This is a genomic window from Streptomyces brevispora (assembly GCF_007829885.1).
Lineage (GTDB): Bacteria > Actinomycetota > Actinomycetes > Streptomycetales > Streptomycetaceae > Streptomyces > Streptomyces brevispora.
In genome coordinates this window covers 1,663,226-1,687,732 of record NZ_VIWW01000001.1, presented here as the reverse complement: position 1 = coordinate 1,687,732, position 24,507 = coordinate 1,663,226, and the positions used below count along the sequence as shown (strand labels likewise).

18 protein-coding genes are annotated in these 24,507 nt (G+C 71.5%); 6 read left to right on the top strand and 12 right to left on the bottom strand.

The features are described from left to right. Positions 1–57 precede the first annotated feature (57 nt). From FHX80_RS07835 to FHX80_RS07790, 10 genes are all read right to left on the bottom strand, one after another. On the bottom strand, positions 58–1,392 hold the full coding sequence (locus FHX80_RS07835; RefSeq protein ID WP_145763537.1) for a hypothetical protein: 1,335 nt from the start codon (positions 1,390–1,392) through the stop codon (positions 58–60). 67 nt (positions 1,393–1,459) lie between these two features. Continuing rightward, positions 1,460–2,512: a glutamate ABC transporter substrate-binding protein gene (locus FHX80_RS07830; protein WP_208764601.1), complete on the bottom strand. Its 1,053-nt coding sequence runs from the start codon at positions 2,510–2,512 to the stop codon at positions 1,460–1,462. Between the two features lie 11 nt (positions 2,513–2,523). Beyond that, complete coding sequence (locus FHX80_RS07825) at positions 2,524–3,939, bottom strand: hypothetical protein (protein WP_425281678.1); 1,416 nt, start codon at positions 3,937–3,939, stop codon at positions 2,524–2,526. Between the two features lie 341 nt (positions 3,940–4,280). Further along, a complete protein-coding gene (locus tag FHX80_RS07820; RefSeq protein WP_145763536.1) occupies positions 4,281–5,255 on the bottom strand; it encodes an N-acetylglucosamine kinase in 975 nt (324 codons plus the stop codon). Next, entirely contained in the window at positions 5,246–6,511 is a 1,266-nt protein-coding gene (locus tag FHX80_RS07815; protein WP_145763535.1) for a 6-phospho-beta-glucosidase, read from the bottom strand. Before FHX80_RS07815 ends, FHX80_RS07820 begins: the two co-directional genes overlap by 10 nt. Positions 6,512–6,514: 3 nt before the next feature. Next, positions 6,515–7,417, bottom strand: a complete 903-nt coding sequence (locus FHX80_RS07810) for a carbohydrate ABC transporter permease (RefSeq protein ID WP_145763534.1) — start codon at positions 7,415–7,417, stop codon at positions 6,515–6,517. Position 7,418: 1 nt separating this feature from the next. Next, a complete protein-coding gene (locus tag FHX80_RS07805) occupies positions 7,419–8,360 on the bottom strand; it encodes a carbohydrate ABC transporter permease (RefSeq protein WP_024492270.1) in 942 nt (313 codons plus the stop codon). 7 nt (positions 8,361–8,367) lie between these two features. Then, positions 8,368–9,705: an ABC transporter substrate-binding protein gene (locus FHX80_RS07800; RefSeq protein WP_145763533.1), complete on the bottom strand. Its 1,338-nt coding sequence runs from the start codon at positions 9,703–9,705 to the stop codon at positions 8,368–8,370. A gap of 72 nt (positions 9,706–9,777) precedes the next feature. Next, a complete protein-coding gene (locus FHX80_RS07795; RefSeq protein ID WP_145763532.1) occupies positions 9,778–11,001 on the bottom strand; it encodes an ROK family transcriptional regulator in 1,224 nt (407 codons plus the stop codon). Positions 11,002–11,331: 330 nt separating this feature from the next. Next, entirely contained in the window at positions 11,332–12,396 is a 1,065-nt protein-coding gene (locus FHX80_RS07790; RefSeq protein WP_145763531.1) for a mechanosensitive ion channel family protein, read from the bottom strand. A 355-nt stretch (positions 12,397–12,751) separates the two neighbouring features. On the opposite strand from FHX80_RS07790, the gene FHX80_RS07785 reads away from it, so the two are divergent. Continuing rightward, the gene (locus FHX80_RS07785) at positions 12,752–13,288 is read left to right on the top strand and encodes an HNH endonuclease (protein WP_145763530.1); all 537 of its coding nucleotides are present in this window, start codon (positions 12,752–12,754) and stop codon (positions 13,286–13,288) included. A gap of 38 nt (positions 13,289–13,326) precedes the next feature. Here FHX80_RS07785 and FHX80_RS07780 read toward each other — a convergent pair whose 3' ends face one another. Then, positions 13,327–16,329: a glycoside hydrolase family 84 protein gene (locus FHX80_RS07780; RefSeq protein ID WP_145763529.1), complete on the bottom strand. Its 3,003-nt coding sequence runs from the start codon at positions 16,327–16,329 to the stop codon at positions 13,327–13,329. A 311-nt stretch (positions 16,330–16,640) separates the two neighbouring features. Here FHX80_RS07780 and FHX80_RS07775 point away from each other — a divergent pair, with 311 nt between their 5' ends. From FHX80_RS07775 to alc, 5 genes are all read left to right on the top strand, one after another. Continuing rightward, positions 16,641–16,907, top strand: coding sequence for a hypothetical protein (locus tag FHX80_RS07775; RefSeq protein WP_145763528.1), 267 nt, complete (start codon positions 16,641–16,643; stop codon positions 16,905–16,907). Beyond that, positions 16,908–19,220 (top strand): 4-alpha-glucanotransferase, encoded by a 2,313-nt coding sequence (malQ, locus tag FHX80_RS07770; protein ID WP_145763527.1) that lies wholly within the window; start codon positions 16,908–16,910, stop codon positions 19,218–19,220. Between the two features lie 20 nt (positions 19,221–19,240). Continuing rightward, positions 19,241–19,471, top strand: a complete 231-nt coding sequence (locus tag FHX80_RS07765) for a hypothetical protein (RefSeq protein ID WP_145763526.1) — start codon at positions 19,241–19,243, stop codon at positions 19,469–19,471. A 144-nt stretch (positions 19,472–19,615) separates the two neighbouring features. Then, positions 19,616–20,536, top strand: a complete 921-nt coding sequence (locus FHX80_RS07760) for a LysR substrate-binding domain-containing protein (protein ID WP_145763525.1) — start codon at positions 19,616–19,618, stop codon at positions 20,534–20,536. 160 nt (positions 20,537–20,696) lie between these two features. Beyond that, on the top strand, positions 20,697–21,842 hold the full coding sequence (gene alc, locus FHX80_RS07755; RefSeq protein WP_145763524.1) for an allantoicase: 1,146 nt from the start codon (positions 20,697–20,699) through the stop codon (positions 21,840–21,842). 78 nt (positions 21,843–21,920) lie between these two features. Here alc and pepN read toward each other — a convergent pair whose 3' ends face one another. Then, positions 21,921–24,494, bottom strand: coding sequence for an aminopeptidase N (gene pepN, locus FHX80_RS07750; RefSeq protein ID WP_145763523.1), 2,574 nt, complete (start codon positions 24,492–24,494; stop codon positions 21,921–21,923). Positions 24,495–24,507 lie beyond the last annotated feature (13 nt).

The window sequence follows — 24,507 nt, the reverse complement described above, 5'->3', positions numbered from 1 at the left end:
ACGTCTGTCCGTCACTGCCCGTCCCGCACGGCGGGTGCCCCGATGGCACCGGGCGCCTCACGGCCGTCCCCGCCCGTCTTCCGGACCGGACGTCCGCCGCTGCCCCAGCAGTTCCAGCGCCGCGTCCTGATAGCGCCGCACCGCCTGCGCGGCGACCCTCAGATCGCAGGGCGCGCTCCACAGCATCCGGCGCGCCGCGTCGTAGCGCTCGATGAGGACCGGGTCCTCCGCCAGGCCGTGCCGGGCCACCTTCGCCTTGTACGCGTCCAGCCGGCCGCGCAGCTCCGCCCGGACGGCCAACGGGGCGGTGACCGCCGTCAGCTGCTCCCTGGCCCGCAGCAACTCCTCCTCGGCCTGCCGCTCCAGGGTCTCCAGGAGCGGTGAGAGCCGGTGCCACTGCGCTTGCCTGCGGTACTCCGAGGCCGCGGCGAGCCGCTCCTGAAGCGCGGTGGGCGGACCGTTGACCGCCGGCACCTCGGAGGCGGCGATCTTGGCCAGCACCTCGCCGCGCGCCGACCGGGCCTCGGCCAGCGTGCGGTCCGCCCGGGACAGCACGTCGCGCAGCTGGACCAGCCGCTGCTCGGCGTCCTGCCGGACCGCGAGCACCGCCTCGATCTCGCGCCGCACCTCGTCCAGCGCGCGGGCCGCCCGGTCGTAGCGCGTCGTGTCCGGACGTCCGCCGCCGGGCGCCGAACTCCCGGGCCCCGGCAGCCAGAACGCCAGCGGATCGGAGATCACCTGCACCCGCAGCGTGGCCAGCTCCTGGGTGATCGACTCCAGATCGTCCCCCGCCGGGTGCTCCCCGGGCCGCACCCCGACCGAGTGCGCGAGTGAGCGGGTGCGGCGCAGCTCCGCGGCGAGCAGGTCTATCCGGGCGGGCATCGCCGACCACACGGAGTCGGAGGCGACGACCATGTCCAGCGAGCGCGCGTACAGCTCGTTCATCCGGCCGACCAGCTCCGCCAGCGTGAACCGCTCGGAGAGCCTGGCCGGGCCGGTGATCGACGGATGGGGCCCGGCGGCGGCATGCGCCACCGTGACCCCCTCGCCGCGCAGCAGTTCGGTGAGGGCCGCCAGGTCGTCCCGGTTGGGGTGGCGCCGCCGGGCCCGCACCTCACGGGCCTCGTTCAGCACCCCCGCGTACGCGTCGAAGTAGCCCCACAGCAGCGTGATCGACTGCTCGGTCGCGCTCCAGCGCTCCTTGGTGACACCGGTGAGGTCGGCGCCCTCCAGGAGCCGGCGCCCGGCGTGGTCCTGGAGGGCGAGGAGCGAGGTCTCGATCGCCTCGTGCTCCGCACCGAGCCGGGACAGCGCACGGTCCGCCTCGTCCCGGTCCATGACCGGACCGGGGGGCCGGGCCGCGTAGCTGGGGAAGGGGCCCGCGACGCCCATCGATCACCTCTCCGCTCTCCCTGCCGGGCGGGGCCCGGCAGGATCCGCCTGATCCGAAGGACAGGCCCTAGTTGCTGCGGTACTTGGGCACCGGCGGCGCCGTGATTCCGGGCAGACCGTCCTGCAGCCACTTGCGGTACGACCGCATCCAGGGGCTGTCCTTGCCTCCGGCGCGGTAGCCGACCAGCACCTGGTTGACCCGCGCCACCAGGTCGTCGGCACCCTTCTTCGTGGCCACGCCGTAGTACTCGGTGGTGAAGGGCTTGTCGCCCTTGAGCTCCACGGCCGGGTCCTGGGCGGCCTGGCCGGCCGCGAGGGCGTTGTCCGTGACGATCGCGTCGACCTCGCCCATCTGGAGCCGCACCAGGCAGTCCAGCTGGTTGGGGACGGTGAGCAGGTCCTCGTCGGCGTCGGTGCCGTCGTGCTTGTCCTTGAACACCGAGCCGAACGACTGCTTCTCCAGCGCCTCGTACGCCGTGGACCCCTCCGCGGTGCAGACCCGTTTGCCGGCCAGCGAGGAGTTGTACCCGGTGATCGTGGATTCCTTCGGCGCGAGTACCTGCTGCCCGGCCTGGAAGTAGGCCGTGGAGAAGGAGACCTGGTCGAGCCGGGCGCAGTTGATCGTCATCGTCCGGACGACGACGTCGACCTTGTCGTTCTCCAGAGCGGCGATGCGCTGGTTGGTGGGGATCGCCCGGAAGATCACATCGTTCCGGTCGCCCAGGATGTCCTCGGCGATGGCCCGCACCAGATCGATGTCGAAGCCTTCGAGATCCCGGGTTTCCGGATTGCGGTAACCCCACTGGAAACTGTTCTGGTCGACGCCCGCGATCAGCTTTCCGCGCGCCTTGATCCGGTCGATGGTCCTGCCGTCCGCGGTGGAGGGCCGCAGGCTGGCGTCCGGATCGGTGCAGTTGTCGGCCCGTGTCTGTACGCCCCGTGTCGTGCCCGGCCCGGAGATCTCCCCGCCGAAGGCGTCCTTGCCGCTGTGCGAGAGCGGCAGCAGGGTCAGCGAGGCCGTCACCGCGCAGGCCGCGGCCATGGCGGTCACACCGCCCCAGCCGCGCAGCCTGCTGAACGGGCCCGTGGGGCCCGTCCTGGGCTCGTCCTTTCCTGTCATCGCTCCCCCTGTCACCGGAACTCCGAGAGCCTGCGGTTGACCCCGACGATCGCGGCGACCGCGCCCAGTACGGCGAGGGCCGCCGCGCCGATCGGCAGCCCGCCCAGCGCGCCGCGCCCGCTCTCGGCGGCCCGGGTGAATTCGTCCTGCTCGTGGGCGAGTGCCTGTCGCAGCGCCTTGTCCACCCGGTTGAAGGACTCACCGGTCGAGCCCTTGGTCGAGTCACCGGACCCGATGATCTGCGTCAGCGCGGTGTCGTAGTCGCCGCTGTCGTCGGTCTTGCGGGCGGTCCGGTGGCGGCTCTGCCACTCGGTGACGCCCTTGACGGCTCTCGCCACCGGCTCGCTTCCCGCGGTGTCGTGGGTGTCCTTCGCGAGCTTCGCGGCCGTGTCCAGCTCTTCGACGAGTGCCTTCATGCCCGTGCCGTAGTCGGTCTCGTACTTGTCACTCTTGCCGTCCGCGGTGAGCACCGCACCCCGGGCGACCACCGTGAGGTTCTCGTTGGCGCGCGCCTTCAGCGAATCGATGCGCGCCCGGTTGAGCACGTCCAGGGACTGCTGCCCGCGGGTGTTGGCGTCCGCCAGATCGGAGCGGGCCACCGAATGCCCCACGGCCAGCCACAGCAGGACCACGACCGACGCCGCGGTCGCGGCCAGCAGGCCGTGGTTGAGGACCCGGTTCGTCCGGTGGAAGTTGCGCCGCTGGGCCCAGAACAGCACGGCGAGCGCGACCACACCGATGCCGAGCGAGAAGAACGGCCAGGTCCGTGCGGAGTCGTAGTCCTGGCCGAGCCGGCCGGTCTCCGCCGCGTACAACCGCTCGGCGGCGGGCAGCAGTTCGCCGGCCATCTTCTGGTTCGCGTACCGGAGATAGGCGCCGCCCAGCGGCAGCCCCTGCCGGTTGTTGGCGCGGGCGCGCTCGATCAGCCCGGTGTAGCGCGGGAGTTCCTGGTTGAGCGTGGTGATCTCGTGGCCGGACTTCGTCGACGAGTCCGTGTTGGCCGCGGCCTTCACCAGCAGCCGGGAGGCCTCCTCGATGTCCGCCAGGTACTGGTCGTGCACGGCGCGCGGTTCCTGCGGCCCGGCCAGGAAGCCGCTCGCCGCCGCGGCGTCGGCATCGGCCAGTGAGCGGTAGATGTTCGCCGCGTCCGCGCTCAGCGGCTGACTGCGCTTCACCACGTCGTCGGCGGACGTCGCCCGGTCGGAGATCTGATACGCCGTCACGGCCCCGAACGCGACGACGAGCAGCGCCAGTACGGCCCCGATGATCTGGAGCCGGCCCGGTTCGGTGGTCGCCGCGGCACGCAGCCGTTCGGTCACCACCGCGCGGCCACTGCGCTGCGGCGGCACGGATGCGGCCGTCGGCGCGGACGGTTGCTCCGGCGCGCGTTGCGGCGGCGCCGGGCGCACATTCGGCGGGTATGTCACTTGACCTCCCCCTCGGTCACGGACGATGGCCCGCCCCCCGGCCGATCGGGGGACTGGTACCCGGCCAGAAGTATGGCCGCAGGGACCGGCATCCACACAAGGAACGCCTGGATCCTGCACCGGTCCATGAACGCGATCAACTGCGATCAACCGCAGTCAACAGCATTCGATCAAGGCCGACGCCGTCGATCAAGACGATCGAAGGCACAATTCCCCCGAAGCGAACCGATCTCCCCATCCATGAACACGTCCGGGGCGGCTGATCGGTTCCCTTACGCAAGGGGCGTCCCGCAGCACGCATGCTACGGGACGCCCCTGATACCGACCGATGTCACAGAATGTCAGGCGTACTGCGCCCGCAGCCTGCCGTGCACCTCGGGCGCCGCACCCGTGTGGTCCAGGCCCAGCAGCCCGGCGCCCAGCACCGGGGACTCCTTCACCACCCGGACCACCGCCTTCGGGGCCCGTGCCGCGAGGAGTTCGGCGATCCGGTCGTCCAGCTGCGGATGCCGCGCCGCCAGCACACTGCCGCCCAGCACCACCGGAGCCTGCTCGCCGAGCAGACCGAGGCGGGACAGCGCGACCGAGGCCATGGCCACGACCTCCTCCGCCAGCCGGTCCACGAGGCCGCGCGCCACCTTGTCGCCGGCCGCGCCGGTCGCGAAGAGCACCGGCGCCAGCTCGTGCCGCCGCTCGAACTCGATCCGGCCCAGGTGCAGCGCCTCTATCAGCGCGTACATCGAGTCGAGCCCGAAGTGACCGGGCAGCGTTCGGGCCAGTTCGGTCGGCTCACCGCGGCCGTCCTCCGCCCGCGAGGCGAACCACATCGCCTCCTCGGCCAGCCCCGAGCCACCGCCCCAGTCACCCGATATCCGGCCTATGGCAGGGAAGCGCGCGGTGCGCCCGTCCGGCACCATACCGACGCAGTTGATCCCCGCGCCGCACACCACGGCCACCCCGCGAGGCTCGTCGACCCCGGCCCGCAGGATCGCGAAGGTGTCGTTGCGCACCTCCACCGTGCGGCCCCAGCCACGGGCTTCCAGCGCCTCGGCCAGCTGCGCCTCCTCGACGGGCAGATCGGCGTTGGCGAGACAGGCCGACACATGTGCGACGGTCTCCGCGCCCACGCCGGCCGTGGCCAGGGCCCGCTCCACCGCCGCGCCCAGCGCGTCGACGGCCGTGCCGATACCGACCACCGGAGGCTGGAAGCCGCCGCCGCGGGCCGTGGACAGCACGGTGCCGTCCGCACCGATCAACGCCACATCGGTCTTGCTGTTCCCCGCATCGATCGCGAGGACCGAACCGTTCACGCCCACGGCAGGTGCTCCCGGTTGTGGGCGATCAGCTTGTCGGTGAGCGCCTCCGCGTACTCGAACTGGCCGATCAGGGGGTGCGCGAGCAGGGCCTTGAACACCCGGTCGCGGCCACCGCGCAGCGCGGCCTCCAGCGCGAGGTCCTCGTACGCCGTCACGTTGCCGATCAGTCCGGCGTAGAGCGGGTCGAGCTCAGGCACCGCGAGCGGCGTAGCGCCGGTCCCGTCGACCTTCGCCTGGACCTCGATCACCGCGTCGTCCGGCAGGAACGGCAGCGTGCCGTTGTTGTACGTGTTGACCACCTGGTGCGTGGAGCCGCCGCCGCCCAGCAGCGAGGCCGCCAGGTCCACGGCCGCCTCCGAGTAGAAGGCCCCGCCGCGCTTGGCGAGCAGCGCGGGCTTCTCGTCCAGCGCAGGGTCGCCGTACATGGCGAGCAGTTCCTTCTCCATCGCGGCGACCTCGGCCGCCCGCGAGGGCTTGGTGCCGAGCTCCCGCACGACCTCGTCGTGCGCGTAGAAGTAGCGCAGGTAGTACGAGGGCACGACACCGAGGCGGTCCACGATCGCCCGCGGCATGTGCAGGTCGTCCGCGATCGCGTCGCCGTGCTCGGCGATCAGCCGCGGCAGTACGTTCTCGCCCTCGGGACCGCCGAGGCGCACCCCGAGCTCCCAGGTCAGGTGGTTCAGCCCGACGTGGTCGAGATGCACCTCGCCGGGGGTCACGTCGAGCAGCCGGGCGAACTTGCGCTGGAAGCCGATCGCCACGTTGCACAGGCCGACGGCCTTGTGACCGGCCTGGAGCAGCGCCCGGGTCACGATGCCGACGGGGTTGGTGAAGTCGATGATCCAGGCGTTGGGGTTGGTGCGCCGGACGCGCTCCGCGATGTCCAGGACGACCGGGACGGTGCGCAGGGCCTTGGCGAGGCCGCCGGCGCCGGTGGTCTCCTGGCCGATGCAGCCGCACTCCAGCGGCCACGTCTCGTCCTTGCCGCGGGCGGCCTGGCCGCCCACGCGGAGCTGGAGCAGCACCGCGTCGGCGTCGGCCACGCCCGCGTCGATGTCCGTGGTGGTGACGATCCGCCCCGGGTGGCCCTGCTTGGCGAAGATCCGCCGCGCGAGGCCGCCGACGAGTTCGAGCCGGTCGGCCGCCGGGTCGACGAGCACCAGCTCCTCGATCGGCAGGGTGTCCCGCAGGCGTGCGAAACCGTCGATCAGTTCAGGTGTGTAGGTGGACCCGCCACCCACTACTGCGAGCTTCATGAATCAGCCCTTTACTCCGGTCAGTGTGACGCCTTCGACAAAGGCCTTCTGTGCGAAGAAGAAGACGACGATCACAGGGGCCATGACCAGAACGGTCGCGGCCATGGTCAGGTTCCAGTCGGTGTGGTGTGCGCCCTTGAAGGACTCCAGTCCATAACTCAGGGTCCAGGCCGCCGGGTTCTCCGAGGCGTAGATCTGCGGTCCGAAGTAGTCGTTCCAGGCGTAGAAGAACTGGAAGAGGGCGACCGCGGCGATGCCCGGCTTGGCCATCGGTATCACGACGCGCAGCAGGGTGCGGAATTCACCGCAGCCGTCGACCTTCGCCGCGTCGAGGTACTCGTTCGGAATGGTCAGCAGGAACTGCCGCAGCAGGAAGATGGAGAACGCGTCGCCGAAGGCCATCGGGATGATCAGCGGCCAGAGCGTGCCGGACATGTCCAGCTGCTTGGCCCAGAACAGGTACATCGGGATGACGACGACCTGCGGCGGAAGCATCATCATCGAGATGACGAGCATCAGCGACAGATGCCGGCCGCGGAAGCGGAACTTGGCGAGCGCGTACGCCACGGGCAGCGAGGAAACGACCGTGAGGACGGTGCCCAGGCCCGCGTACAGCAGGGTGTTCTTCCACCAGGTCAGAAAGCCCGGGGTGTTGAACACCTCTTTGTAGTTGCTCCACTCGAAGGGGTGCGGCCACAGGTCACGGGTCAGTGCCTGCTGGTCGCTCATCAGCGAGGTGAGGAAGAGGAAGACGAACGGCAGCACGAAGAAGAGTGCGGCCGCGACGCCGAGCGAGTGCACACCGATCCAGTGCAGCAGCGCCTTGCGGCGCGCGACGCGCTGGGCCGGGGTGACGGGGTCGCTCACCGGTCCGCCGGCCTTCGGGGTTTCGAGAACCTGCGCCACGTCACTCACCTGCCTGGATCAGTCCGCTGCGGCGCCGCATCAGCAGTGCGGTGAACGCCATGGCGAGGACGAAGAGAACGAGCGCGACCACGCAGGCGGAGCCGTAGTCGAAGCGCTGGAAACCGAGGTTGTAGACGAGCTGCGGAAGCGTCAGTGTCGACTTGTCGGGATACCCCGGTTCGAACTGCTGCCCGGAGCCGCCCATGACACCCGAGGCGACTTTCCCCGCCACGAGTGGCTGGGTGTAGTACTGCATCGTCTGGATGATGCCGGTGACCACGGCGAACATGATGATCGGCGAGATGTTCGGCAGTGTGACGAAGCGGAACCGCTGGTACGAGGACGCCCCGTCCAGCTCCGCCGCCTCGTACTGCTCCTTCGGTACGTCCAGGAGCGCGGCCATGAAGATCACCATCAGGTCGCCCACCCCCCAGACCGCGAGCGCGGTCAGCGCGGGCTTGGACCAGGTGGCGTCGGTGAACCAGCCCGGGGTCGGCAGTCCGAGCTCGCCGAGGATCGAGTTGACCGGTCCGGTACCCGGGTTGAGCAGGAAGACGAAGCCCAGCGTGGCGGCGACCGGCGGCGCGAGGTACGGCAGGTAGAAGAGCGTCCGGAAGACTCCGGTGCCCGTCTTGATCTTGGTGATCAGCATGCCGATGCCGAGTCCGAACACCACCCGGCAGGTCACCATGACCAGGACCAGCCACAGCGTGTTGCGCAGGGCGGGCCAGAACAGCGGGTAGTCGTTGAAGACGAACGACCAGTTCTTCAGCCCGCTGAACTCCGGGGCCGAGAAGCCGTCGTAGCTGGTGAAGGAGAAATAGAGCGTGGAGATCAGCGGGTAGGCGAAGAAGACGCAGAACCCGATCAGCCACGGCGACATGAAGGCCGCCGTCCGAAGCGCCGAACGGCGGCGCTTCGAGCGGAGTGTGTACGTGCTCATCGTGGTGCTACTTCGCCTGTGCGATCGCGGCGTCGATTTCCTTGGCGGTCTTTTCCAGACCCGCCTTGATGTCCGTCTGGTTGCCCTTCTCGACGTCGAAGCCGAGGTTCTGCAGGGACACCAGGTACGCGCCGCCGTTCACCGAGGGCGGGGTGGTGGTGCTCTTCGGGTTGGCGGCGATGTCCAGGAAGGTCTTGAAGCGCGGGTCGTACTTCAGCTTCGGCGACTTCAGCGCGGCCAGCGTGGACGGCACGTTGTGAATGGCGTTGGCGAAGTTCACCACCGCGTCGGTGTCGGTCGTCATGAACTTGACCAGCTCCCAAGCGGCGTTCTGCTTGGACGAGGTGGCGGCGATACCGGCGATGGTGCCGGTCAGATAGCCCTTGCCGTAGGTGTCGGCCTGGTCGTCGGCGACGGGCATCGGGGCCACACCGATCTCGAACTTCGGCTTGGTCTCCTCGGCCATGCCCAGACGCCATTCGCCGTCCAGCTGCATGGCCACCTGGCCGGTGTGGAACGGGTGCTTGGCGCCCCACTCGTCACCGAAGCCGGTGCGGAACTTCTCCAGCTTCTGATAGCCGCCCAGCGAGTCGACCAGCTTCTTCTGGTTGGTGAGCATGGTGGCGAAGGACGGGTCCTTGGCGATGTCGGACTTGCCGTCCGCGTCGAAGTACGACGGGTCCCAGCCACCGAGGTAGTGCTCGGTGGTCGACTCGTAGCCGTGGTAGTTCGGCATGAAGCCGAGCTGCTCGTACGAGTCGCCCTTGGACTTCGTCAGCTTCTTCGCGTCGACGGCCAGCTCGGACCACGTCTTGGGCGGGCTGGTGATGCCGGCCGCCTTGAACGCGTCCTTGTTGTAGTAGAGGCCGTACGCGTCACCGAGCAGAGGGACCGTGCAGCGCACGCCCTCGAACTGGGTGTACTCGTTCATCGCCTTCGGGAAGGTCGTGTCCGGGTCGATCCCGTCCTTCTTCAGGAACGGGTTGAGGTCGACGAAGGCCTTCGACTTGCAGAACTTGCCCACGTTGTTCGTGGTGAACGACGACACGACGTCCGGGGCCTTGGAACCGCCCGCGCGGAGCGCCTGGTTGATCTTGTCGTCGGTCATGTTGCCGACGACCTTCACATGGATGTTGGGGTGCGCCTTCTCGAAGGCGTCGATGGTGTCCTGAATTCCCTTGACCTCACCCGGGGCACTCCAGCCGTGCCAGAAGTTGATGGTCGTCTCCTTGGACGCGTCATCCTTGGCGCCGGAGCTGCTCTGCCCGGTACAGGCGGAGGCGAACAGGGCTATCGCGGCGGTCGCGGCGAGTGCGACGGCAGGCTTCCGGCGGTTTCCGGACATGGTGGTGTCTCCCGATGAAGGGTTGGGACAGGAAGGGAAGGCGGTGCAGGTGCGGGGGGTGGTGGAAGGGGTTCAGCGCGAGGTGTCGAACACTTCGTCGCGGGTGGTGGCGAGCGCGCTCTCCAGCGCGCCGCGCAGTACGGGCCGGTGGGTCACCTCTGCGGCGATCAGCCGGGGCCGGGACGCGGCGAGCTCGGCGAGCTCGGCCGCAACCCGGCTGCGCAGCGGTTCCCCGCCGCACGAGATCAGCTCTCCCGACAGCACGACGACCTCGGGGTCGAGAACGGCGAGCATCGAGGCAAGGCCGGTCGCCAGACCGGTGGCGAACAGATCGAGCAGCCGGCCGTACGGTCCGCCCTCGCCCCGCTCCACGGCCTCGGCGGCCCGGCCCAGCAGACCGGCGGCGATCTCGTGGTGGGTGCCCGGACCGCGTACCGCTTCGTCGTCGATCCCGAGTTCGCGGGCCAGCCGGGCGAGCACCTGGGCGCCGGCCAGCTCCTGGAAGCCGCCCGAGTTGGCCTTGGTGACCTGCCGGACCAACGGCGCGCCCGGCACCGGCAGGAACCCGACCTCACCGGCGCCACCGGTGAAGCCCCGGTGCAGCCGGCCGTTGATGACGAGGGCGGCGCCGAGGCCCTCCTCGTTCCACAGCAGTACGAAGTCGTCGTGCCCGCGGGCCGCGCCGAGCCGTTGTTCGGCCACCGCGACGAGGTTCACGTCGTTCTCGTACTCGACCGGCATGGGAAGGAAGGCGGCCAGCTCGTCCAGCAGGGTCGAGGAGTGCCAGCCGGGCAGGTGCGAGGCGTACCGCAGCCGGCCCGTGCCCGGGTCGAAGGCGCCCGGCGTGCCGATGACGAGCCGGTGCACGTCGGAACGGGTCAGCCCGGCGTCCTTCACCGCCCCGTCGAGCGCGTCCGCCACCTGCCGCACCACGCTGTCGGCGCGCCGCCCCGGGGTCCGCAGCTCGAACTCCCCGACCGTCTCACCCGTCACATCGGCGACGGCTGCGACGATTCGCTGGGCGTTCACGTCGAGCCCGGCCACATGGGCGGCCGAGGCGTTGACGGCGTACAGCTGCGCATTGGGCCCCGGCCGCCCGGCCACGGTCCCGGTGGCGACGACCAGACCGGCCGCCTCCAGCCGGGCCAGCAGCTGGGAGGCGGTGGGCTTCGACAGGCCCGTCAGCTTCCCGATCCTGGTCCGCGAGAGGGGTCCGTGTTCCAGCAGCAGGTCGAGGGCGGCCCGGTCGTTCATGGCCCGCAGGACGCGAGGGGTGCCCGGCGTGGTTCCGGCCATGATCACTGCACCTGCCCTCTGTTAGGAAAGTTTCCTATTCGGTGAGAGGACCGTAGGGCGCGCGTCACCTGGCCGTCAATGGTCTGCATCGCGGTGGCAACCAAAGCGTTACCTGGGCGGGGGTCGGACCCATGCGGCTCGGGCCTGCTTCGGGGTGGCGCTCTGTGGGTTTCTGTTCCCAACGTGGCCACGGACGAACCGAGTTGCCTGACATTGATTCATCCACCGGCTGCTGCGGCAAGCGGCTCCGGGGGAGTGATGACACGCAAGTGAGGGGCGCCCCGCGGATCTCGCGGGGCTCCCCTCACTCGTGGGACGTACGGACGGGTGCTACTTGGAGATGCTCGGCGGCGCTATCGGGGTCGCCGCCATGGACTGGGGCGAGGTGGCCGAGGCGTAGGCCGAGGGGGCGGACATCGCGGCCGTCGGGTCGGCTGTCGAGGGTTCGTCCGGCTGGGCCGGGACACCGCCGATCATGCGGATGCCCGCCTCGTCGAAGGCGCGCTTGATGCGCCAGCGCAGCTCGCGCTCCACGCCCAGGGCCTTGCCCGGCATCGTCTTCGCGGTCACCCGGACCGTCATCGAGTCCAGCAGCACCGCGTCCAGGCCCAGGATCTCCACCGGACCCCACAGGCGCTCGGTCCACGGGTCCTCCTTGGCCATCTGCTGGGCGGCCTCGGTGATGACCGTACCGACCTGTTCGAGGTCTTCCGTGGGGCGTACCTGCACATCGACGCCCGCGGTGGACCAGCCCTGGCTGAGGTTGCCGATCCGCTTCACCTCGCCGTTGCGGACATACCAGATCTCGCCGTGGTCGCCGCGCAGCTTCGTGACCCGCAGGCCGACCTCGATGACCTCGCCGCAGGCGACGCCCGCGTCGACGGTGTCGCCGACGCCGTACTGGTCCTCCAGGATCATGAAGACACCGGAGAGGAAGTCGGTGACCAGGTTGCGGGCGCCGAAACCGAGCGCCACCCCGGCGACCCCGGCCGAGGCCAGCAGCGGCGCCAGGTTGATCTGGAACGCGCCCAGGATCATCAGGGCGGCGGTACCGAGGATCAGGAACGAGGCCACCGAGCGGAGTACCGAACCGATCGCCTCCGAGCGCTGGCGGCGCCGCTCCGCGTTGACCAGCAGACCGCCCAGCGCGGTGCCCTCCACCGCCTGGGCGCTGCGGTTCATGCGGTCGATGAGCTTGGTCAGGGCACGGCGGACCGCGATGCGCAACGCGATCGCGATGGCGGCGATGAGCACGATCCGCAGACCGGTGTTCAGCCAGATGGACCAGTTCTCCTCGACCCAGCCCGCGGCGTTGCCTGCCTGCTTCGCGGCTTCGTCCAGCGAGCCACCCGGCTCGGGTGACTGAACTGCGGCCAACAGGGCGGACGGGGACACGGTGAAACCTCCAGTTGGGCGAGCGCTGAACAACCACACTAACGGGGCATCGGACGTCCTCCGTTGCCGTGATCGAGGGGAGAGACACGGCTCACCCGGGGATATGGAGCAGGTAAGGGACCCGGCCGGCGGCAGTGCGTGTGGCCGATCGCACACAGGGCGCGGCGGTGCGCGGCAGGGCCCCTGAAGCGCCTGTTCCGGTGCGTTTCCCGGCGTACGAACGGCTCGGGCGGAGGAAAATCCTTCCAGCCCGTTACCCGCACGTGGTGGCGCTTCTGCCAGGCCAGAGGGGAGACTGACATCGGATCGTCCCGGCGCGAGCCACGCGCCGCCGGCGTACAAGGAGGCATCAACCGTGCCGCATGTCCTGGTTCTCAACGCGTCGTACGAGCCGCTCGGCGTCGTACCGCTCCGCCGCGCGCTCGTCCTCGTCCTCGAGAACAAGGCCATTTGCCTCGAGGAGTCCGGCGCCTTCATGCACAGTGCCACCCGTGCCGTCCCGGCCCCCAGCGTCGTCCGCCTGAAGCGGTTCGTGCGCGTCCCCTACCGGGGGCCCGTCCCGCTGACCCGCCGGGCGCTCTTCGCCAGGGACGGCGGGCGCTGCATGTACTGCGGCGCCGCCGCGACCAGCGTCGACCACGTCATTCCGCGCAGCCGCGGCGGACTGCACGCCTGGGAGAACGTGGTGGCGGCCTGCCGCCGCTGCAACCACGTCAAGGCCGACCGCCATCTGCCCGAGCTCGGCTGGCGGCTGCACCAGCAGCCCGCACCGCCGACCGGACTGGCCTGGCGGATCATCGGCACGGGCCACCGCGACCCGCGCTGGCTGCCCTACTTGCAACCGTTCGGAGCGGACGACGCGATGGCCCGGATCGATGGCATCTCCGCCTGAACGCCCGGGCCTCTTCCGTCCCCGGGGCCGGCGCGCGGTTACTCGTCCTGCGCGGCCACGGCGTATGCCTGTACCGACCAGAGCGAGTAGCCGTACTCGGTGGCCCGCCTGTCGCCCTGAACCCTGATGAACCGGGTGTCCTTCGCGTCCATCCGGACCGACTCGTGCCCGCCCCGGCCGTCCCGGACGGTGGCCGCCGTGCGCCAGCTGCGGCCGTCCGAGGAGACCTGTATGCGGTAGCTGGAGGCGTACGCGTCCTGCCAGTCCAGCACCACCTGGCCCACCCGGACCGGGGCGGGCAGTTCCGCCTGCCACCAGGCGCCGTCCTCGGCCGGTGAGGACCAGCGGGTCCCCGGGTCGCCGTCCGACGCGGCGTCCGCCGGGAAGTCCGCGGTCTCGTCGCCCGACGAGGAGGCGGTGGCCGTGCGCAGCAGGTCGGGGCCCGCGGTGCGCGGGTAGGCCCGGACGGTCAGGGTGGTCTCCTCGGCACCGAAGGAGAACGGCACCTCGTACTCGCCCGCAGGGGTGTCCGCGGGGACGGTGATCTCCACGGGCACGTCGGTACGGGAACCGCGCGGGACGGTCGTCTGCTTGGGGACCCGCACCTCGATGCCCTTGGGGGCCTTCGCGGTGAGTGCGCCGCGCACCTCGGCCGGCCGGCCCGCCGACAGCCGGGCCGCGACCCGCTGCGGCTTGCCGCCGATCTCGGCGTCCGTCTCCCCGCGCACGAGGTCGAGCCGGGCGGCGGGCTCGTCGCCGAACCACGGCACGAGCGAGCGCACCCGGGGCGCCGTTCCGGCGGACGGGGCCGCGCCCGCGAGCGGAGGGATGATCAGGGGCGGCGCACCGGTGACCGACGGGGTGGTGGTCGGCCAGCTGATCCGGACCGCGTCGGCCCACAGGCCCCGCCCCCGCGTCTGGGTCCAGCCGCTCGCCGACAGTGGGCCGAGGCTGTGCCAGCCCTCACCGGGCACATGGGCCTGAACCGTCGCCTCCGCGGCGCCGCTGCCCGGCACGGCCGTCGCGGTGACGGCCTCCAGCGGACGGGCCCGGCTCAGCCGCACCGTATAGCTGCCCTGGGCCTCGGTCACCGTGCCGTTGTCGCGGTCCGTCCCGGTCCAGGAGTCGGCCTCCTCGCGCGCCCGGTCCAGGAACGGGCCGAGCACCCCCTTGCCGACCGTCGCACCGCTCGCCTTCACGGCCTTGCGCACCGGCTCCAGGGCCAGCGACGTCTGCCAGGCGGCCGCCCCGTCGCCGCGCGCCTGGGACTGGAGCAGGTCGACGGCCAGTTCGCCCGCCCTGCCGTACCGGGACAACTGCTCGGTCCACGGCCGCACTTCGTCGTCGAGGCGCCCGTCGGCGAGTCCGGCCAGCCGCTGCGGGGCCTCCCGCATCACGGTGAAGGCGGCCCGCAGCCGGCGCGCCGCCTCGTCGCGTGCGGCGGTGTCCGTCCCCTCACGGGACTTCCAGAAGGCGACGAGCAGCGGTCGCAGATACGCCGACTCGTCACCGCCCAGCACGGAGGCCGCGCTGTTCCCGGCCAGTGCGCGCAGCGCGTCCCGGCTGCCGGTGTCCTCGCCCGCGAGGTCGTCGATGGCCGCCTGCCAGGACTCCTGCGGCTGGTACCCCCGCGGGTTCCAGGCGAAGTCGGCGGCGGTGAACAGCGGGATCCGGGAGGCGGACGGCTGCTCCATCGCATTGGCCAGCAGCGCCGCCGAACCGATGGCGACCGCCGGTTCGCGTCCGGTGTACGGGCCGAGGAAGATCCGGTCCTGCGCGTAGTCGTTGACCGGGTAGTTGTCCATCGTGACCAGCGGATGGCGGAACGCGGATCGCGCACCGGCCAGTTCGCCGCCGGTGATGGTCCTCGGTACGACCCCGACACCGGTCCAGGCGACCTGTACCCGGTCGTCCAGCTCCTTGGCGAGCGCCGTGCGGTAGTCGGTCGCCCCGTCCTGGTAGAACTCCGTCGGCATCATCGACAGCGGCTGCGAACCCGGGTGGCGGTCCGCGAGGTGCTGGGCCACCGCGCTCACGACGCGGGCCTGCGCCCTGGCGGCCGCCTGCGGGCCGTCGCCGAAGGCTTCGGCGTCGGCCGAGCAGTGCCACTCGCTGTAGCTGACGTCCTGGAACTGCACCTGGAAGACGCGCACCCCCAGGGCCCACATCGCGTCGATCTTCTTCGTCAGCGCCTTCACGTCGCGGTCCGAGGACAGGCACATCGACTGACCGGGTGCCACGGCCCAGCCGAGCGTCACGTGTTCGGCGGCGGCCCGCTCGGCCAGCGCGCGGAAGTCGGCACGCCGCTCGGCGGGGTACGGCTCGCGCCAGCGGGCCTGCCGGTAGGGGTCGTCGCCCGCCGCGTACAGATACCTGTTCTGCTTCGTGCGCCCCATGAAGCCGAGCTGGGAGAGCCGCTCCTCCTGGGTCCAGGGCTGCCCGTAGAACCCCTCGGTCATCCCGCGCACGGCGCTGGAGGGCCAGTCCCGGACGGTGACCCCGGCGACACTGCCGCCCCGGATCAGCTGACGCAGGGTCTGCACCGCGTGGAAGAGCCCGTCGTCCCCGAGGCCGTCCACGGCGACGGTGTCCCGGCCCGCGACCGGGCCGGCCGCGATCCGGTATCCGCCGAGGGGCAGATCGGCACGGTCGGGCGTGCGCAGCGTGCGCAGCGCGTCCATGGCCCCGTCGCCGCCGAGCCGGATGACCGGGCCGCGGCCCGGCAGGGCTTCGTGGACGGTCAGCACGCCCGCGTCGCGCAGGACCTGACGGAGCGCGGCGACGGCGTACGGGTCGGCCTGCGCGTCGGCGACGAGCGTGACCTCGCCGGAGAGGTGGACCGCGGACCCGGACGCCTTGATGCTCTGCGGCCGGGGCCACACGGAGGGCAGCGAGGCGTCGTCCGTGCGGTCGGGGGAGCTCGCGGCGGGCGTACCGGGCACCGGAGGGGCGGCGAAGGCGGCCGGGGCTCCCGCGGAGAGCAGTCCGCCCAGCACGGCCACGGCGACCGCTGCCGCGTGCTTCCTGCGCCTGAGCTGCATGCCCGTTCTCCCTTCGCTCCCACCAGTGAGCCCAGAGCCCACCACCCGCGCGCGAGGGTGTCAATGCGGGTGGTCGTTGTGGTGCAAATGCCCGATGTGGCGGATGGGGTCGGGCGCGCTCGGTGGTCGTCGCGGCACGCGAAAGATGACGCCGAATGGCCGAAATTGACGGATGTCTTACGGGGAACCGGCCTCCAGGGAACGGATTGTGACCCAGAGCACGTTGAACTCGTTGTCGTAACGCCTACGTCTGCGGATGCGTCCGCTGGGTAGGTCTGCTGTGTCCTGCTCTCCACGGCCAGGAGGCCACCATGCCCGCTGCCGCGCAGCTCCTGCTCTCCGCCCTGACCGAACAGGTGCCGGTTCCCGCCCCGCTGATCAGCGCATGCCCGGCCACCGTCCCCGGCCCGCTCACCAGCGAAGCGCCGTCGGCCGACGGCATACCTCTGACCAGTGAGCCCCCGCTCGCCGACGCCACACCCCTGACCAGTGAGCCCCCGCTCGCCGTTCCCGCCCCGCTGACCAGCGAGCCGGCTTCTTCCGGCAGCGCTTGGGGCATGGAGTCCCCAGGAGTCTGAATGGGCTTGTCCCGGCTTGCCGCGCTGCACGGCGTCGCCACCTCCTACTCCCCGTCCGCCGACGTCACGGTGCCCGTCCCCGACGGCACGGTCGTCGCGGTGCTCGCCGCGCTCGGTGTCGACGCCGCCACACCCGAGGCGCTACGGAAGGCGCTCGCCGCCGCCGAGTCCGCGGCCGGCTCCCGGCTGCTCCCGCCCACCCTGGTGGTGTGGACGGGGGAGCCGCTGCCCCGGGCCCTGACCGCGCTGCCGCCCGGCACGGAGCTGACCGTCCGGCCCGAGGAGGCCGGATCGGCTCCGCCGGCCCGGATGCGGACCCCGGCCGGGGATACGGATCCGGCCGTTTCCGGCGCGCCCGGCCCGGCGAACGGCTTGGCGAACGGCGCGCCCGGCCCGGCGAACGGCTTGGCGAACGGCGCGCCCGGCCCGGCGAACGGCTTGGCGAACGGCGCGCCCGGCCCGGCGAACGGCTTGGCGAACGGTGCACCAGGTCCGGCGGACGGCCCGGTGGGCGGTGCGCCCGTGCCCGGCTGGTGGGCCGAACCACCGCTTGGGGTGCACCGGCTGACCGTCCGGGCGCCGGAGCGGCCCGTCGAGTCCTGCACGCTCGTCGTCGCCCCGGCCGGCGTCCCGCAGCCGCCCTCCCGCAGCCACGGCTTCCTCGTGCAGCTCTACTCGCTGCTCTCCGCCCGCTCCTGGGGCATGGGCGACCTCGGTGACCTCGCCGACCTCGCCTCCTGGTCCGGGCGCAGCCTCGGCGCCGGCTTCGTCCAGGTCAATCCGCTGCACGCCGCGGTCCTGGGCAGCCCCACCGACCCGTCGCCCTACCGCCCGTCCTCGCGGCGCTTCCCCGACCCCGTGCACCTGCGCATCGAGTCCGTCCCGGAGTACGGGCACGCGCCCGACCGGGCCGCACTGGACGATCTGCGCCGCAGAGCCGGAGAGCTGAGCGACGCCGTCCTCGACAAGGGCGCCCTGATCAACCGCGACGCCGTCTGGGAGCTCAAGCGGCAGGCCCTCGCCATCCTCGTCGAGGTCCCGCTCACACCCGGTCGCCGCGCCGCCTACTGCGACTTCCTCGCCGAACAGGGACAGGCCCTGGAGGACCACGCCCTGTGGTGCGCCCTTGCCGAGGTGCACGGCTCCGACTGGCACAACTGGCCGCCCGCACTGCGCGATCCCCGCTCCAGGGAGACCGCCCGCGCCCGTGCCGCACTGCTCGACCGGATCGACTTCCACTGCCGGCTCGCCTGGCTGACCGACACTCAGCTCGCCGACGCCCAGCGCGCCGCCCGGGACGCCGGGATGGCCGTCGGGATCGTCCACGACCTCGCCGTCGGCGTGCACCCCGGCGGCGCCGACAGCTGGGCCCAGCAGGACGCCTTCGCGCACGGCATGTCCGTCGGCGCACCCCCGGACGCCTTCAACGCACGGGGCCAGGACTGGGGGCTGCCGCCCTGGCGCCCCGACGTCCTCGCCGCGTCCGGCTACGCCCCGTACCGCGGACTGCTGCGCGGGATCCTCGGCCGGGCCGGCGCCCTGCGCATCGACCACGTCATGGGCCTGTTCCGGCTCTGGTGGGTGCCCGAGGGGCGCCCGCCCGCCGAGGGCACCTATGTCAGCCACGACGCCGAGGCGATGCTCGCCGTCCTCGTCCTGGAGGCCCACCGGGCGGGCGCCGTCGTCATGGGGGAGGACCTCGGCACCGTCGAACCCGGCGTCCGCGAGGCGCTCGCCCGCCGCGGCGTCCTCGGCACCTCCGTGCTCTGGTTCGAGCGGGACTGGTCGGGCACCGGCCGCCCGCTGGCCCCCGAGGACTGGCGCGAGGGCTGCCTGGCCACCGCCACCACCCACGATCTGCCCTCCACCGCGGCCCGGCTGACCGGCGACCACGTGACGCTGCGCCACCGCCTCGGCCTGCTCGCCCGCCCGCTGGACCAGGAGCGCATGGAGGCCCGCGCCGACACCGTGGAGTGGCTCCGCGTGCTCTTACGGCTCGGCGTGCTCCCGGAGGGCGGCGGTGACGAGGAGGCGGCCGTCCGCGCCGTCCACCGCTTCCTGCTGCGCACCCCCGCCCGGATGACCGGGGTCTGGCTGCCCGACACGATCGGCGACCGCCGCCCGCAGAACCTGCCGGGCACCTGGGACGAGTACCCCAACTGGCGGCTGCCCATCGCCGACGCCGAGGGCCACCCGGTCACCCTGGAGGAGCTGGCCGCCTCCCCCCGGCTGCACAGGCTGATGGAGGTCTTCAGGCCTCGCCAGGAGCCTCCGAGGACCCGTACGGCACCCCCGGGCGCGCGGCCCTCGTAGCCGTTCGCTACGTTTGCACCGTGGACAAGAAGAACGCTATGCGCGCCGGCGCCGTCGCTGCCGGAACGACGCTGATGATGCTGCTCATGACGTCCCCCGCGCTCGCGCTCACCCGCGACGACGGCGACGACCCGGGCACCGGCCTGAGCGCGATCGACACGATCGGCCTGTTCGTCGTGGCCCCCATTGTGCTGTTCGGGGTCATCGCCGGCCTGGTCATGGTCCTCGACAAGTCCAAGAAGCAGGTCTGATCCGAGCCGCGCGGCACCAGGCGCCGCGCGGCTCCACCGGCTCCGCACCCCGGGCGTCTTGATGTGCGCAAGCACACATCGGGACGCCCTGTTCGCGTTGCCCCGAGGACCCGCCCCGGTCGCGGGTCGGTCTAGTGTGCGGACATGACCGAGTGGGACATCAAGAAGCTCCGGATCCTGCGGGTGCTGAGCGAGCGCGGGACCGTCACGGCGACGGCCGATGCGCTGCTGATGACCCCCTCCGCGGTGTCCCAGCAGCTGTCGAACCTGGGCAGACAGCTCGGTGTGCCACTGCTGGAGGCGCAGGGCAGACGGGTCCGGCTCACCGACGCCGCGCACCTCGTACTCCGCCACGCCGAAGCGGTGTTCGCCCAACTGGAGCGCGCCGAAGCCGAGTTGGCCGGGTATCTGCGGGGCGAGGCGGGGGAGGTGCGGGTCGGGGCGTTCTCGACCGCCGTGCCCGCCCTCGTTGTACCGGCGGTCCAACTGCTGCGCGCCGACGGACGGCCGGGCCCCGACGTGCGGGTGCGGGAGGCCGAGGCCGCTGAGGCGTACGAACTCCTCTCCGGCGGTGACGTCGACCTCGCGCTCTCGCTCGCCGCGCACGCGCCGACGGCGCGCGACACCCGGTTCGCCCTGCTGCCGCTGCTCGCCGACCCCCTCGACGTCGCCCTCCCGGTCGGGCACCCGCTGGCCGCCGCCCCCGGGCTCCGGCTGGCCGACCTCGCCGCCGAGCCCTGGATCTTCGGCGGCTCGGGCCCGTGGTCGGAGATCACCACCGCCGCCTGCGAGGCCGCCGGGTTCGTCCCCGAGCAGGCCCACAGCGCCTCCGGATGGACCGCGATCCTGGCCATGGTGGAGGCCGGCATGGGCGTCGCACTGATCCCGAGGATGGCGTCGGCGGAACGCCGCAAGGGCGTGGCCCTGCGCGTTCTCGGTGCCGACCTGCCCCGGCGCCATGTGGTGGCGGCGGTACGGCAGGGGGCCGAGGCCGGTCCGGCGGTGGCCCGGGTGCTCGCCGCGCTCAAGGAGGTCGGCGCCGCACGCGAGGCGTCGTTCAGCTGAGGGAGGGCGTTCGGCCAGGAGCGGGCATCCAGTTGAGGGAGGACGTCCACTTGAGGGGGACGTCCGGTCGTCCGGTTGGGAGAATCGTTCAGTTGAACTGAATGAAACGTGCGAAAACTTTCGATGGACCTGATGGATGGGCCCGTACGACAGTGGGCACATGACCTTCGACGCGAGCGATGCCCCCGCCCTGGACGACGACCCCCACGCCAACGACGCGGCCCCGTACGGCGGCGGTGACCCGTACGCCGACTACCGCACCTTCACCGGAACCTTCACCGAGCTGGTGGACCTCGCCGACCGGCGCCTCGGGGCGGGCGTGATCGCCGCCAACGACGAGTTCTTCGCGCAGCGCGAGAACCTCCTCGTCAGGGAGCGCGCGGTCTTCGACCCCGAGCGCTTCGGCCACAAGGGCAAGATCATGGACGGCTGGGAGACCCGCCGCCGCCGCGGCGCGGACGCCGCCCGTCCGTTCCCGGCCCCCGACGAGCACGACTGGGCCCTGATCCGCCTCGGCGCCCCCGGAATCATCCGCGGCATCGTCGTCGACACCGCCCACTTCCGCGGCAACTACCCGCAGCGCGTCTCGGTCCTGGCGACATCGGTGCAGGGCTCGCCCGGTCCCGAGGAGCTCCTCGCCGACGACGTCAAGTGGGACGAGATCGTCCCGCCGACCCCCGTACGCGGCCACGCCGCCAACGGCTTCGAGATCACCGGCGGCCGCCGCTACACCCATCTGCGCCTCTGCCAGCACCCCGACGGCGGCGTCGCCCGCCTCCGGGTGCACGGCGAGGTGGTCCCCGACCCGTCCTGGCTCGCGGCGCTCGGCACGTTCGACCTGATCTCGGTCCTGAACGGCGGCAGCTACGAGGACGCGTCCGACCGCTTCTACTCCTCGCCGACCCAGATCATCCTGCCCGGCACCTCCCGCAAGATGGACGACGGCTGGGAGAACCGCCGCCGCCGGGTCCGCGACACCAACGACTGGGTGCGCTTCCGGCTGCCCGCCCAGGGCGCGGTCCGCGCGGTCGAGATCGACACGGCCTACCTCCTGGGGAACGCGGCCGGCTGGATCGCCCTCCAGGGCCGCGACGGCGAGACGGGCGAATGGTTCGAGATCATCCCCCGCACCCGGCTCCGGCCCGACACCCCCCACCGCTTCCCGCTCCGCGCCCAGGCCGTGGTCACCCACGTCCGGCTGGACGCCTTCCCCGACGGCGGGGTGGCCAGGATGCGCCTGCACGGCTCGCTGACCGAGTCCGGAGCGGCCGAACTGGCCGCCCGCTACGAGGAGTCGGGCGCGTAGAACCGTTCGGCGCCCCTGTTCCCGCCCGGCGGACGGCTGCGCGAACGCGCCTGCCCGCCGGGCGGCTTCCGAACAGGGTTACGCGGTCGCCGCCGCGTCCGCCGCACGGGCCCTCAGCGCCCGCTCCACACCCGAACGGGACTCCGACATCAGCCGGCGCAGACCGGCGCTCGGCTCGGCCGCGGCCAGCCAGGCGTCCGTGGCGTCCAGGGTCTCCTGCGAGACCTGGAGCGCCGGGTAGAGACCGACGGCGACCTGCTGGGCCATCTCGTGGCTGCGCGAGTCCCAGACGTCCTTCACCGAGGCGAAGAACTTCTCCGTGTACGGAGCCAGCAGCTCGCGCTGGTCGGTCTGGACGAACCCGTCGATGACCGCCTCCTGGAGGGAGTTCGGCAGCTTGTCGGACTCGACGACCGAGGCCCAGGCCGCCGCCTTCGCCTCCTCGGAGGGACGTGCCGCACGGGCGGAGGCCGCGTGGCGCTCGCCCGCCGCCGTCCGGTCGCGCTCGTACTCGGCGGCGATCTCGTCGTCGTCCAGCAGCCCCGTCGCGGCCAGCCGCTGGACGAAGGCCCAGCGCAGCTCGGTGTCGACGGCCAGGCCCTCGACCACCTGGGTGCCGTCGAGCAGCGACTGGAGCAGATCGAGCTGATGGGGGTTGCGGGCCGTCGCCGCGAAGGCACGGGCCCAGGCCAGCTGGTGGTCGCTGCCCGGCTCCGCCGCGCGCAGGTGCGCGAGCGTCGCCTCGGTCCACTGGGTCAGCCCCGCCTCGCGCCACTGGGGCGCCGCGTACAGTTCCAGCGCCATCTTCACCTGACGGTGCAGCGACTGGACGACGCCGATGTCCGACTCCTTGCCGATGCCGGACAGGACGAGCGACAGGTAGTCCCGCGTGGCCAGTTCGCCGTCCCGGGTCATGTCCCAGGCGGAGGCCCAGCACAGGGCGCGCGGGAGGGACTCCGTGAAGTCACCCAGGTGCTCGGTGACGACCCGCAGCGAGTCCTCGTCGAGCCGGACCTTCGCGTACGACAGGTCGTCGTCGTTGAGCAGCACGACGGCGGGACGCGCGGTGCCGGCCGGGAACGGCACGGTGGTGCGCTCGCCGTCGACGTCCAGCTCGATCCGGTCCGTACGGACCAGCTTCCCGGACGCGTCGAGGTCGTAGCAGCCGATGGCGATGCGGTGCGGCCGCAGCGTCGGCTCGCCCTTCGCCCCGGCGGGCAGCGCGGGCGCCTCCTGGAGCACGGTGAACGAGGTGACACGGCCGTCGCCGTCCGTCTCGATCTCCGGGCGCAGGATGTTGATGCCGGCCGTTTCGAGCCAAGCCTTCGACCAGGTCTTCAGATCACGCCCGGAGGTCTCCTCCAGCGCGCCCAGCAGGTCCGACAGCTGGGTGTTGCCGAAGGCGTGCGCCTTGAAGTAGGCCTGGACGCCCTTGAAGAACTCGTCCATGCCGACATACGCCACCAACTGCTTCAGGACCGAGGCGCCCTTGGCGTACGTGATGCCGTCGAAGTTGACCAGGACGTCGTCCAGGTCACGGATGTCGGCCATGATCGGGTGCGTCGACGGCAGCTGGTCCTGCCGGTACGCCCAGGTCTTCATGGAGTTGGCGAACGTGGTCCAGGAGTGCGGCCACCGCGAGCCGTCGGCGTACGCCAGGCAGGCGATCGAGGTGTAGGTGGCGAACGACTCGTTCAGCCACAGGTCGTTCCACCACTGCATGGTGACGAGGTCGCCGAACCACATGTGGGCCAGCTCGTGCAGGATCGTCTCGGCCCGCGTCTCGTACGCCGCGTCCGTCACCTTGGAGCGGAAGACGTACTGGTCACGGATGGTGACCGCACCCGCGTTCTCCATCGCGCCCGCGTTGAACTCCGGTACGAACAGCTGGTCGTACTTGGCGAACGGGTACGCGTAGTCGAACTTCTCCTGGAACCAGTCGAAGCCCTGACGGGTCACGTCGAAGATCGCGTCCGCGTCGAGGTACTCGGCGAGCGAGGGACGGCAGTAGATGCCGAGCGGGACGGACTGGCCGTCCTTCTCGTAGCTGCTGTGCACCGAGTGGTACGGGCCGACGATCAGCGCGGTGATGTAGGTGGAGATGCGCGGCGTCGGCTCGAACGACCAGACGTCGTCACTGGGCTCCGGCGTCGGCGAGTTGGAGATCACCGTCCAGCCGGACGGGGCCTTCACGGTGAACCGGAAGGTCGCCTTCAGGTCGGGCTGCTCGAAGCTCGCGAAGACCCGGCGCGCGTCCGGGACCTCGAACTGGGTGTAGAGGTAGGCCTGCTGGTCGACCGGGTCGACGAAGCGGTGCAGGCCCTCGCCCGTGTTGGTGTACGAGCAGTCGGCGACGACCTTCAGCTCGTTGGATCCGGCCACCAGGTGCGGCAGGGCGATCCTCGAGTCGCGGAACACGGCCGCGACGTCCAGGGCCTTGCCGTTCAGCTCGACCTCGTGCACGGCCGGGGCGATGAGGTCGATGAAGGTCTCCGCACCGGCTTCGGCGGAGTCGAAGCGCACGGTGGTGACGGACCGGTAGGTTCCACCGTCCTGCGCTCCGGAGAGGTCGAGATCGATCTCGTACGCGTCCACGGTCAGCAGGCGCGCCCGCTCTTGTGCCTCTTCGCGGGTCAGGTTCGTGCCAGGCACGCGGTCATCTCCT